This window comes from Pantoea sp. ME81 (genome assembly GCF_903970985.1).
Taxonomy (GTDB): domain Bacteria; phylum Pseudomonadota; class Gammaproteobacteria; order Enterobacterales; family Enterobacteriaceae; genus Pantoea; species Pantoea communis.
This window is the reverse complement of sequence record NZ_CAJCKS010000149.1, coordinates 1-12,048: the sequence shown is the minus strand read 5'-3', so window position 1 is coordinate 12,048 and position 12,048 is coordinate 1. Positions and strand designations below refer to the sequence as shown.

Here is a 12,048-nt window from a genome sequence, read left to right as displayed (position 1 = left end):
ACTGCACGCCTTTGATCTCTTTCAGCGACTGCGCACGCAGTCCCTTCTGATCCATGCTGATGAACCACTGCGGGGTGGCACGGAAGATGATCGGGGTTTTGTGACGCCAGCAGTGTGGATAGCTGTGCAGCAGTTTCTCTACGTGCAGCAGCGCGCCTTTCTCTTTCAACAGCTCAACGATCATGTCGTTGGCTTTAAACACGTTTACGCCATCCAGCGTGGGATAGGTGCCTGGCAGGTACGCGCCATCCGGGCCGACCGGGTTAGCGGTTTCCAGACCGTATTTCTGGCCGATCACATAGTCATCTGGGCCGTGGCCAGGTGCGGTATGCACTGCACCGGTACCCGCTTCCAGCGTAACGTGCTCGCCCAATACGACTTTGGATTGGATCTGCTCAAGGAACGGGTGCTGGAACAGCTGCAGCTCAAGTGCCGCACCGTTGCATTCGCCCAGTACTTTCCACTCAGTGATGCCCGCGCGCTTCATCACACCCTCAACCATCTCTTTGGCGAGGATCAAGCTGCGGCCTTCGATTTGCAGCAACTGGTATTCGAACTCAGGATGCAGTGAGATACCGCGGTTGGCCGGCATGGTCCACGGGGTAGTGGTCCAGATCACCAGAGAAACCGGGCCTTCAGAGGCGGCAACGCCAAACTTCGCGCGCACCGCATCGGCATCGACGGCGTTAAACATCACGTCGATAGATGGGGAGGTTTTGTCGTAGTACTCCACTTCCGCTTCAGCCAGCGCCGAGCGGCAATCCATGCACCAGTGCACCGGCTTCGCGCCTTTGTGCAGGTGGCCGTTGCCAATGATTTTACTCAGCGCACGAATGATGTTGGCTTCGGTTTTGAAGTCCATGGTCAGGTAGGGACGATCCCAGTCGCCCAGCACGCCGAGACGGATGAAGTCTTTCTTCTGGCCTTCAACCTGTTCAGCAGCGTAGTTGCGGCAGGCGGCACGGAATTCCGCGGCGGAGACTTTCTCGCCTGGCTTACCGATCATCTGCTCAACTTTGTGCTCGATAGGCAAACCATGGCAGTCCCAACCCGGCACATACGGCGAGTCATAGCCCGCCATGCCTTTCGACTTAACGATAATGTCTTTCAGAATCTTGTTAACGGAGTGACCAATATGAATGCTGCCGTTCGCGTAAGGAGGGCCATCATGCAAAATAAAGGTTTTTTTCCCTTTTTTGGCTTCGCGGATGATGCCGTACAGGTTGTCATCAGTCCAACGTTGCAGCATTCCCGGTTCGCGTTTGGCCAGATCGCCACGCATCGGGAACCCCGTTTCCGGCAAATTCAGGGTAGATTTATAGTCACTCATCAGATTCTCGGTTCCGTATTTCGGTCATTAAGCCGGTGCGTTAAGCCCAAAAAATTGGCGGGCCGTCACCACATCTTTCGCAATTTGTTCTTTCAACGCGTCCAGCGAAGCGAAACGCTGTTCGTCGCGAATCTTCTGTTTCAGCACCACCTCAATGTGGTGGCCATAAAGATTCATATGTGTGTCAAGCAGGTGAACTTCAAGCTGCTGACGCAGACCTTTTACCGTCGGACGTGTGCCAATGTTGGCCACGCCAGCGATGGGCTTGTCGCCCAGGCCTAACACTTCTACCGCAAACACCCCTTTCACCGGCGTTACTGTGCGGCGTAATGGAATGTTAGCGGTGGGGAAACCAATGGTGCGCCCCAGTGCATCACCGTGCACCACGCGCCCTGAAATGCTGAATGGATGGCCCAGCAGCGCTTCCGCCTGCGCAAAATCATCCTGTGCCAGTGCCTGACGTACCGCCGTGCTACTGATACGCGCACCGCCATCACAATAGGTCTGGGTGCTGATGACGTCGAAGCCATACTCGACACCGGCTTTCTGTAATAACAGGAAATCTCCCTGGCGACCAGCGCCAAAGCGGAAATCATCACCCACTGCGAGAAACTTCACGTTGAGTTTATCGACCAGCAGTTCAGCGATAAAACTTTGTGCGGAGTGCGCCGCAAAACGGCGATCAAAGCGGACGCAGAGCACCGCATCAACACCCGCCTGCTCGAGATACTTCAGCTTCTCGCGCAAACGCGTCAGGCGTGCCGGGGCTTTGTCACCGGCAAACAATTCAAGTGGTTGCGGTTCAAACAGCATCACCACCACCGGCAGATTGCGTTGACGTCCTTCAGCAATCAACTCCGCCATCAATGCCTGGTGGCCGCGATGTACGCCGTCAAAATTGCCAATGGTCAGGACGCAGCCGCGATGCTGCTCTTTCAGATTATAAATACCGCGGATAAACTTCATGGCTGACTCAAACCGGTGGAAATCGGCGGATTATACCCTTGAATGGCCTTCAGGTTAACCCGTCTGCGTGCCTTTCCTGCGTATGGTACGGCTTAATGCGCACGCAACCCATTGCTCAGGCAGGTAATGAAGATTTTTAATGCGAAATACTGTATTCAGCGACGTGTTGCTGGTAGAATCCTGCGCCATCAATTACGTAATCAAGCGCCGTTGCTAAAACGACGCTTATTTGCACAAATCCATTGACAAAAGAAGGCGCAAAAGGCATAGTCCTCGGCCTTTGATTTGTCCATATAGATCACATTTGGGAGTTGGACCTTGGCTAATATCAAATCAGCTAAGAAACGCGCCGTAACATCTGAGAAACGTCGCAAGCATAACGCAAGCAACCGTTCAATGATGCGTACTTTCATCAAGAAAGTATACGCGGCTATCGCAACAGGCGACAAAGCTGCTGCGCAGAACGCATTCAACGAAATGCAACCAATCGTGGACCGTCAGGCTGCTAAAGGTCTGATCCACAAAAACAAAGCTGCACGCCATAAAGCAAACCTGGCTGCACAGATCACCAAACTGGCTTAATCGCCTGTTAGGTTATCGCTTTGTCGAAAGAACCGGCGCTTAGCCGGTTTTTTTATGCCTGCGATTTAGCATTAAAGAGTGCGCTGAAATCACGATTGCAGATGCGCTGCACCGCCGGATGTTGAATCATACGCTCGGCAAAGATCACGTGATACTCCTCCATGACCGCCTCCAGACGCCCTATTTCACGGATCGTATCATCGCGATAGATCTCAGCGCCATAGAGTGTCGGCGCGACAAAAATCGCATTGTTCTGCGCACCAAAGGCCTTCATCAAAGCCGCATCATCAAACTCGCCCAGAATATCCACCTGCAACCCCTGGCTGTGAATCCAGTTCAGCAATTTGCGGCCGAGCATCGAGCGACGCCCGGGAATGAGCAGGCGACGCTGCTCTAAACATGCCGGGAAAGGACGATCGGGCAGCGGGGCATTGCACCAGAAACTGACTGGGCATTCGCCGAGTTTCACGGAGAACAACCCTTCCTGCTGAGTGGAGTCGATTGGGCAATCCGAGACAATCATGTCGAGCTTGTGCTGGCTCAGTTGCTCCAGCAACATCTCGTGCGTTGACTCGAAACAGCGCAGATGAATTTTCTCCTCCGACACCACGGCCGCTTCCAGCACTTTGCTCACCAGTGGCTTCGATAATGCATCCGCCACACCCACGTCGAACAACAGATGCGACTCTTTGCGATAGTTAACGATATCCAGCATTTCCTGGCTGAGCATGAACATGCGATCGGCGTAGCGAAACACCAGTTGTCCAAGTTCATTAGGCACTAAACCCCGTCCCTGGCGACGAAACAGCGCGCCACCCAATTGCTCTTCCAGTGCTTTAATCTGACCCGTCACCGTTTGGGGCGTCAGGCACAGGACATCAGCGGCGCGTACCACGGAGCCGGTTTTGCACACCTGCCAGAAATAATAGAGATGATTGAAATTGAGCTGATTCATTATAAAAAAAGGAGGCCTACGCCTCCTTCCCTGTTTATCGCAGTTTGATACGCAGCAGCGTGTAACCAATTACTGCCGACAGCAGCGAGCCACTGAGGATACCGAGTTTCGAGAAGGTCACCAACTGCTCATGTGCGGCGTCAAAGGCCAGTGAACTAATGAAGATCGACATGGTGAAGCCAATACCACACAGTACACCGATCGCCATGATATCGCGTATTGCGGTGCCGTTCGGCAACACCGCCAGTCGCCACTTCACTGCCAGCCAGCAGAACAACGTAATGCCCAGCGGTTTACCGATCAACAGGCCGAGGATAATGCCCAGTGGCTCCGGTGACAGCACGTCGCCAAAGGTAATGCCACTTAAAGAGATACCGGCGTTAGCGAAAGCGAACAGCGGCAGAATCAGCCAGTTTACCCAGGGCATCAAACCGTGTGCCAAGTGTTCTGCAGGCGAATGGCCATCCTTCTCTTCCAGCGGCACGAAGAAGCCCACGATCACCCCTGCCAGCGTGGCATGCACGCCGGATTTAAGCACAGCGGTCCACAGCACCACGCCCACCAGCATGTAAATCGCAATGTTACGCACACCGCAGCGGTTCAATATCGCCAGCAATACGATAGCGCCAGCTGCGACGCTCAGCGACAGCACCGAGAGATCGCTGGTATAGAATAGCGCGATGATCACGATAGCGCCGAGATCATCAATAATCGCCAGTGCCATCAGGAACACTTTCAGTGCGGCAGGTACGCGGCTGCCGAGCAGTGCCAGCACACCTAAAGCAAAGGCAATGTCAGTGGCAGTTGGGATCGCCCAGCCGTTGCGAGCGATTTCATCAGCATGATTGAAACCAAAGAAGATCAGCCCTGGAACCACCATACCACCGAGCGCGGCTATCACCGGGAAGATGGCACGGTCGCGACTGGCTAATTCACCAATCATCAGCTCACGCTTCACTTCAAGGCCGATTAACAAGAAGAACAACGCCATCAACGCATCGTTGATCCACAGCAACAGGTTTTTGCTGATATCCAGTGCGCCAAAACGAATTTGCACCGGCTCAGCGAGGAACGATTGATAACCTTGCGCGGTTTCTGCACTGTTGGCGAGGATCATTGCCGCAACAGCGGCAAGAATAAGCACGATGCCGTTGCTGGCATCACTCGCGATAAAGCTCTTCAGTAAGCTTCGAATACTACGGGGTTTGTTCACAACTCCTCCTGAGCAGGACAATTTTTAGCGGCTAGTTTAGCGGCGTAAATACCTCGTTAAAAGCAGCTTATGTCTCGTTTATAGATCGGTAATAACGATCTATTAAATCACAGCCATAAAAAAAGCGGGGAGTCGCCTCCCCGCTTCATTGTGAACCACTTACCCGATTAGCGGGTCAGATCGTCAAAGAACTTTTTCACACCATCGAAGAAGCTTTTAGAGCGCGGGCTGTTTTTCTCACCCGTTGGGCCGCCAAAGCTCTCTTCCAGCTCACGCAACAACGCTTTCTGTTTGTCGTTGAGGCTAACAGGCGTTTCCACTACCACACGGCACAGCAAATCGCCAACGGCTCCGCCACGCACCGACTTCACACCTTTACCGCGCATGCGGAACAGCTTGCCGGTTTGCGTTTCAGACGGCACTTTCAGCTTCACGCGACCATCAAGAGTAGGCACTTCGATCTCGCCACCCAATGCCGCCATCGCGAAGTTGATCGGCACTTCACAGTACAGATTGTTATCTTCACGCTCGAAGATCGGGTGTTTCTTCACCGAGACCTGAACGTACAGATCGCCTGCTGGTGCACCATGCTCACCCGCTTCACCTTCGCCACTCAGACGAATGCGATCGCCGGTATCCACGCCTGACGGGATTTTTACTGACAAGGTTTTCTGGCGTTCAACGCGACCATGTCCATGACAGGCATTGCACGGATCTTTGATCACCGAACCACGACCGTGACAGGTCGGACACGCCTGCTGTACGGTGAAGAAGCCCTGGCGCATCTGCACCTGACCCGCACCATGACAGGTTGAACAGGTCTGTGGCTGCGTACCCGCTTTAGCCCCGCTGCCGTGGCAGACATCACACTCTTCCAGGGTAGGAATGCGGATCTCTTTGGTCACGCCGCGTACCGCTTCTTCCAGCGACAGCTCCATGTTGTAGCGTAAATCGGCACCACGGGCAGCACGCTGACGGCGTCCACCACCAAAGATATCGCCAAATACGTCGCCAAAGATATCGCTGAAGTCAGCACCGCCGCCGCCAAAGCCGCCGCCACCGAATCCACCACCGCCCATGCCACCCTGTTCAAAGGCTGCATGGCCGTACTGGTCATAGGCCGCACGCTTCTGCGCATCGGTCAGGACTTCGTAGGCTTCTTTAATCTCTTTAAACTTAGCTTCGGCTTCTTTATTGTCCGGGTTACGGTCCGGATGGTATTTCATCGCCAGGCGCTTATAGGCCTTTTTGATTTCACGCTCATCTGCGGATTTAGAGACGCCTAAGATCTCGTAAAAATCACTCTTAGCCATTTTGTTCTGCCCTTAACATGATCGCACGGGCGTGGAGAGATCTCCTACGCCCGTGCTGGTTTCAACGGCTGTCAGGCCAGCCGTCGCGCCCGGTCAGGGGCAATTATTTTTTATCTTTAACTTCTTCGAATTCAGCGTCGACAACATCGTCATCTTTCTTCGCTGAAGCGTCGCCAGCATCCGCTGCGCCCGCCTGGCCTTGCTGCTGCGCCAGTTCCATCAGTTTGCTTGAGACTTCCATCAATGCCTGCATTTTGGCTTCGATTTCTGCTTTATCTTCGCCTTTCAGCGCGGTGTTCAGCTCGGTCAGCGCAGACTCGATCGGTGCTTTGTCTTCAGCAGACAGTTTGTCACCGGCTTCATCCAATTGCTTACGGGTGCTATGCGCAATCTGGTCACCCTGGTTGCGCGTCTGCACCAGCTCTTCGAACTTACGGTCAGACTCGGCATTCGCTTCTGCGTCACGCACCATTTTTTCGATCTCTTCTTCGTTCAGACCTGAAGAAGCTTTGATGGTGATTTTCTGCTCTTTACCGCTGTTCTTGTCTTTCGCAGACACATGCAGGATACCATCGGCATCGATATCGAAGGTCACTTCGATCTGCGGCATACCGCGCGGTGCAGCCTGGATACCGTCGAGGTTGAACTGGCCCAGAGATTTATTATCACCTGAACGCTTACGCTCACCCTGCAGCACGTGAATGGTCACGGCAGACTGGTTATCTTCAGCGGTTGAGAACACCTGGCTGTGTTTGGTTGGGATGGTGGTGTTCTTGCTAATCAGCGCAGTCATCACGCCACCCATGGTTTCGATACCCAGTGACAGTGGAGTCACGTCCAGCAGCAGAACGTCTTTCACTTCACCTGCCAGCACGCCACCCTGAACCGCAGCACCTACAGCAACGGCTTCATCCGGGTTCACGTCTTTACGTGGCTCTTTACCAAAGAACTCAGTGACTTTGGCCTGAACCATTGGCATACGCGTCTGGCCACCAACGAGGATTACGTCGTTGATATCAGAAACAGACAGACCAGCGTCCTGCAGAGCAACTTTCAGTGGCTCGATAGAACGGGTCACCAGATCTTCAACCAGTGATTCCAGCTTCGCACGGGTCACTTTGATGTTCAGGTGCTTAGGACCGGTTGCATCTGCAGTGATGTACGGCAGGTTAACGTCGGTCTGCTGCGCTGAAGACAGTTCAATCTTCGCTTTTTCAGCCGCTTCTTTCAGACGTTGCATCGCCAGCGGATCGTTATGCAGATCGATACCCTGATCTTTCTTGAATTCCGCGACTAAGTAGTTGATCAGACGGCTGTCGAAGTCTTCACCACCGAGGTGAGTATCACCGTTGGTCGCCAGTACTTCGAAGGTTTTCTCGCCATCAACTTCATCGATTTCGATGATAGAGATATCGAAAGTACCACCACCCAGGTCATATACCGCGATAGTACGGTTGCCCTGACCTTTATCCAGACCGTAAGCCAGTGCGGCTGCGGTAGGTTCGTTGATGATACGTTTTACGTCCAGACCCGCGATACGGCCGGCATCTTTGGTTGCCTGACGCTGTGCATCGTTGAAGTAAGCTGGAACAGTGATAACCGCTTCGGTTACCGCTTCACCGAGGAAATCTTCCGCGGTTTTCTTCATCTTTTTCAGCACTTCAGCAGAGATCTGCGGTGGTGCCATTTTCTGGTCTTTCACGTTCAACCATGCGTCACCGTTATCAGAACCGATGATTTTGTAAGGCATGATTTTAATATCACGCTGCACTTCTTCATCCTGGAAACGACGGCCAATCAGGCGCTTGATCGCGAACAGGGTGTTCTGCGGGTTAGTCACCGCCTGACGTTTAGCCGGCTGACCGACCAGAGTTTCGCCATCTTGTGTATATGCAATGATTGACGGTGTGGTGCGATCGCCTTCGGCGTTTTCAAGCACACGTGCTTTACCACCATCCATAACCGCAACACATGAGTTGGTTGTACCCAAGTCAATACCAATAATCTTACCCATCTAAACGTCTCCCACTTAAATTCTTTGTCAATTAGCGTTGTTAGCAGATGTGCGGTCAAACTGCCCCTTTTCAACTGCTGTGACAGGCTTTTTTTGCTGCCTGACATCACTCGATGACAAGTAAATGGGGCCGCTTCAGAGCGCATCAAGGGTTAAAACTAAAATAATTTTAAAAAAATGCGGAAAAGAAAAAGGCGCTTACGCGCCTTAGGTTAGACATTCACCTGATTGAGCAGCGTCGATCGCTGTTTTTCGCTCTGCAGCCACAGGCCAACCAGCAAGCCAATCAGCGCCAACGCCAGCACATACCAGGCCGGCGCCATCGGCGTGAGTTGCATCATCAGCGTCACGCTAATCGGTGTCAGACCGCCGAAAATCGCATAGGCGACATTGTAGGAAAATGAGATACCGGTGAAACGCACCGCCGCCGGGAACGCTTTGACCATTACAAAGGGCACCACACCCACCACGCCCACGCTCAATCCCGCCAGGCCGTACCAGACGAACAGCATCTCAGGCGAGCCACCCAGTTGATGGAAGAAGTTCCAGCTGAAGATGGCCAACAGCAACGAACCGCCCATCAGCGTTAATGCCGCGCCGAAGCGATCCACCAGCCAGCCAGCGACGACGCAGCCAATCAGCAACATGATGGTAGCAACGCTATTCGCCTGCAGACTTAACGCTGCGGGAATCGCATGCTGCTTCTGCATTAATGTGGGTGCCATCAGGATCACCACCACAATGCAGGCCGAAAGCAGCCAGGTGACCAACATCGACACCACAATCCCGCGCTTATGGCTGGTCAGAATGGTTTGCAGCGGGAGTTTCTCGGATAACGCTTTACGCTCCTGCATCTGTTTAAACACCGGCGTTTCATGCAACCAGCGGCGCAGATACATTGCCAGCAAACCAAACAGGCCACCGAGGAAGAACGGAATGCGCCAGCCGTGATCGCGAATCGCAGCCGGTGAAAGCGTGGTGTTCAGCACCGTCGCCACCAGCGAACCCAGCAAAATGCCCGCCGTTAAACCTGCTGTCAGCGTGCCACAGGCAAAACCGATGCGTTTTTCCGGCACATGTTCAGCCACGAAGACCCACGCACCCGGCACCTCGCCACCAATCGCGGCGCCCTGCAGCACGCGCATCAGCAGCATCAAAATCGGCGCTGCGATGCCAATACTGGCATAAGTCGGCAGTGCGCCCATTGCCAGCGTGGGTAACGCCATTAACAGAATGCTCAGACTAAACATCTTCTTGCGCCCAACTTTGTCACCAAAGTGCGCCATGATGATGCCGCCCAGAGGGCGCGCCAGATAACCGGCGGCGAAAATCGCGAAGGTCTGCACCTGACGCAACCACTCAGGGATATCCGGTGGGAAAAACAGCTCGCCAATTACTGCAGCAAAGAAGACGAAGATGATGAAGTCGTAGAATTCCAGCGCCCCGCCGAGGGCGGCCAGCGACAGAGTTTTATAATCCTGGCCGTTGAGACGGCGCGTTGTGTGTGCATCCATAGTCGTGCGGTATCCAGAGGCAAAGTCAGTATGGTTGTAAAGCTGGAGTTACTATACCGTCAATATTTCGCCACACCAGCACCGCTGGATTTTATGCCTGAAAACGGCGATTTTCAGACGTTTGTCTCACGCCTTGCACTTTTAGGGCGAAATGCTGCTACCACCTCGGGATCGGTTTCCACATAGGGCCCTTCCAGTAACTGTAAACAATAAGGTACGGCGGAAAAAATGCCTGGCACTTTCACTGCACCATCTTCTGCTTTCAGCCCTTCCAGCGTCTCTTTGATGGATTTGGGCTGGCCCGGCAGATTGAGGATCAGCGACTGTTTACGTATCACCCCCACCTGACGCGAAAGGATCGCAGTCGGCACAAACTGCAGGCTGATTTGGCGCATCTGTTCGCCAAAACCCGGCATCTCACGATCGGCGACCGCTAAAGTGGCATCGGGCGTCACATCGCGGCGCGCAGGACCGGTTCCGCCGGTGGTCAACACCAGATTGCAGAACAGTTCATCGACCAGTTCGCAGATCGCCTGTTCAATCATCGGCTGCTCATCGGGCACTAAACGGGTTTCGATTTCAAACGGGGTAGTCAGCGCGGCGGCGAGCCAGCTTTCCAGTGCCGGAATGCCTTGATCCTGATAAATGCCATTAGCAGCACGATCGGAAACGGAAATTAATCCAATACGCAAAGTATCCATTAAGTTATCGCTGTGGTTGACCGCAAGGCGGCAAATAAAGGGGAATGCAAAAAGGATAATACAAAGCGGAAGCGAGGGGAAAGCGTAAAACCGTGGCGACGGGTGCCGCCACGGCAAATCACCTTACAGCAGTTCGGCGATCATCTTCTCAAGTTTGCCCTGATCGATGGCAAAGTTGCGGATACCTTCAGCCAGTTTGGTCACGGCCATTGGATCCTGGTTGTGCTGCCAGAAGAACTCAGCTTCGGTCATTTTCGCAGGGCGCGCTTTGACTTCACCGGTATAGCTCAGCTTGCGCTCAACCGCGCCTTCGCTCTCTGCCAGCTCTTTCAGCAGGCCCGGAGAGATGGTCAGACGGTCACAGCCGGCCAGTTCGATGATTTCACCGATGTTACGGAAGCTGGCACCCATTACCACAGTTTCATAACCGTGCTGTTTGTAATAGTTGTAGATTTCCGCCACTGACACCACGCCTGGATCTTCATGCGCAGCGTACTCTTTCTTATCGGTGTTCTGCTTGTACCAGTCGAGGATACGGCCTACGAATGGCGAGATCAGGTACACGCCTGCTTCAGCACAAGCACGCGCCTGCGCGAAGGAGAACAGCAGAGTCAGGTTACAGTTGATGCCTTCTTTTTCCAGCTGCTCAGCAGCACGGATGCCCTGCCAGGTTGAGGCCAGTTTGATCAGGATACGGTCGTTGCTGATGCCCGCATCGTTGTACAGCTTGATCAGGCTACGTGCCTTCGCGATGCTCGCTTCGGTGTCGTAGGAGAGACGTGCGTCAACTTCGGTAGAGATACGGCCTGGGATCAGTTTCAGAATTTCCAGACCAATGTTGACGGCCAGCTTGTCAGAAACCAGTGCCAGCTGCTCTTCTTTGTTGCTGCTCTGCTGACGTGCCCAGGTAATGGCTTCGTCAATCAGTTTGCGGTATTCAGGGATTTGAGCGGCGTTGAGGATCAAAGAAGGGTTGGTGGTCGCATCTTGCGGCTGATAAAGCTTCATCGCCGCGATATCACCGGTGTCGGCGACCACAGTAGTCAGCTGACGCAAGGAAGTAAGTTTGTCCGTCATGGTTCTCTTTCTCTTAGGTTGACTGTCAGGGTGTAAAAGGCTGTTGGGATAATATCACGCACAATTCAGTGCGCAACATCACGAAGTGCCTCATTACGATAGCGCTAACAAATGGGAGCGATTTGCCGATCCGTGCAGCTTTTTTGCTACACTCGTCGCAACTTAATTCCCACCAATCCCCTGTAAACAGGCGGGTCAACAAGGACAAACACGATGCTGATGGTTATCTCGCCAGCGAAGACACTGGATTTTGAAAGCCCGCTGGGAGATCGGGTGAGCGCTTGGGTGGGTAAGTGGGTGCGGTCGTGTTTCGACATAGTCCATATGTGGGGCAGTTGAATAATACAGCTGTACGATGATGTCTGGCCATTGGCGAATGTATT

At 53.5% G+C, this 12,048-nt stretch carries 10 protein-coding genes; 1 reads left to right on the top strand and 9 read right to left on the bottom strand.

Going from position 1 to position 12,048, the window contains the following annotated elements; translation table 11 throughout:
• Together H7A81_RS21075 and ribF are read right to left on the bottom strand one after the other, a co-directional pair.
• Positions 1 to 1,330 (bottom strand): isoleucine--tRNA ligase (locus H7A81_RS21075; RefSeq protein ID WP_182058623.1); only part of this gene is annotated, 1,330 nt, incomplete at its 3' end.
• Between the two features lie 27 nt (positions 1,331 to 1,357).
• On the bottom strand, positions 1,358 to 2,296 hold the full coding sequence (gene ribF, locus H7A81_RS21070; protein ID WP_034826105.1) for a bifunctional riboflavin kinase/FAD synthetase: 939 nt from the start codon (positions 2,294 to 2,296) through the stop codon (positions 1,358 to 1,360).
• A 318-nt stretch (positions 2,297 to 2,614) separates the two neighbouring features.
• On the opposite strand from ribF, the gene rpsT reads away from it, so the two are divergent.
• Entirely contained in the window at positions 2,615 to 2,878 is a 264-nt protein-coding gene (gene rpsT / locus H7A81_RS21065; protein WP_034826107.1) for a 30S ribosomal protein S20, read from the top strand.
• A 52-nt stretch (positions 2,879 to 2,930) separates the two neighbouring features.
• Here rpsT and nhaR read toward each other — a convergent pair whose 3' ends face one another.
• From nhaR to tal, 7 genes are all read right to left on the bottom strand, one after another.
• Positions 2,931 to 3,833, bottom strand: coding sequence for a transcriptional activator NhaR (gene nhaR / locus H7A81_RS21060; RefSeq protein WP_058959366.1), 903 nt, complete (start codon positions 3,831 to 3,833; stop codon positions 2,931 to 2,933).
• 34 nt (positions 3,834 to 3,867) lie between these two features.
• Entirely contained in the window at positions 3,868 to 5,046 is a 1,179-nt protein-coding gene (nhaA, locus tag H7A81_RS21055; protein WP_034826111.1) for a Na+/H+ antiporter NhaA, read from the bottom strand.
• A gap of 167 nt (positions 5,047 to 5,213) precedes the next feature.
• Positions 5,214 to 6,359 (bottom strand): molecular chaperone DnaJ, encoded by a 1,146-nt coding sequence (dnaJ, locus tag H7A81_RS21050; RefSeq protein WP_182058622.1) that lies wholly within the window; start codon positions 6,357 to 6,359, stop codon positions 5,214 to 5,216.
• 103 nt (positions 6,360 to 6,462) lie between these two features.
• Positions 6,463 to 8,373, bottom strand: a complete 1,911-nt coding sequence (dnaK, locus tag H7A81_RS21045; RefSeq protein WP_034826116.1) for a molecular chaperone DnaK — start codon at positions 8,371 to 8,373, stop codon at positions 6,463 to 6,465.
• Positions 8,374 to 8,585: 212 nt separating this feature from the next.
• Positions 8,586 to 9,887, bottom strand: a complete 1,302-nt coding sequence (locus H7A81_RS21040) for an MFS transporter (protein WP_182058621.1) — start codon at positions 9,885 to 9,887, stop codon at positions 8,586 to 8,588.
• A 113-nt stretch (positions 9,888 to 10,000) separates the two neighbouring features.
• Complete coding sequence (gene mog, locus H7A81_RS21035; protein ID WP_182058620.1) at positions 10,001 to 10,588, bottom strand: molybdopterin adenylyltransferase; 588 nt, start codon at positions 10,586 to 10,588, stop codon at positions 10,001 to 10,003.
• A gap of 123 nt (positions 10,589 to 10,711) precedes the next feature.
• Positions 10,712 to 11,665: a transaldolase gene (gene tal, locus H7A81_RS21030; protein WP_182058619.1), complete on the bottom strand. Its 954-nt coding sequence runs from the start codon at positions 11,663 to 11,665 to the stop codon at positions 10,712 to 10,714.
• Between the last annotated feature and the right edge of the window lie 383 nt (positions 11,666 to 12,048).

What these genes read in the sequence shown, in the direction of transcription:
- dnaK (WP_034826116.1), bottom strand. Translation starts at nt 8,373, where the DNA reads ATGGGTAAGATTATTGGTATTGACTTGGGTACAACCAACTCATGTGTT.
- tal (WP_182058619.1), bottom strand. Translation starts at nt 11,665, where the DNA reads ATGACGGACAAACTTACTTCCTTGCGTCAGCTGACTACTGTGGTCGCC.
- nhaR (WP_058959366.1), bottom strand. Translation starts at nt 3,833, where the DNA reads ATGAATCAGCTCAATTTCAATCATCTCTATTATTTCTGGCAGGTGTGC.
- mog (WP_182058620.1), bottom strand. Translation starts at nt 10,588, where the DNA reads ATGGATACTTTGCGTATTGGATTAATTTCCGTTTCCGATCGTGCTGCT.
- dnaJ (WP_182058622.1), bottom strand. Translation starts at nt 6,359, where the DNA reads ATGGCTAAGAGTGATTTTTACGAGATCTTAGGCGTCTCTAAATCCGCA.
- H7A81_RS21040 (WP_182058621.1), bottom strand. Translation starts at nt 9,887, where the DNA reads ATGGATGCACACACAACGCGCCGTCTCAACGGCCAGGATTATAAAACT.
- ribF (WP_034826105.1), bottom strand. Translation starts at nt 2,296, where the DNA reads ATGAAGTTTATCCGCGGTATTTATAATCTGAAAGAGCAGCATCGCGGC.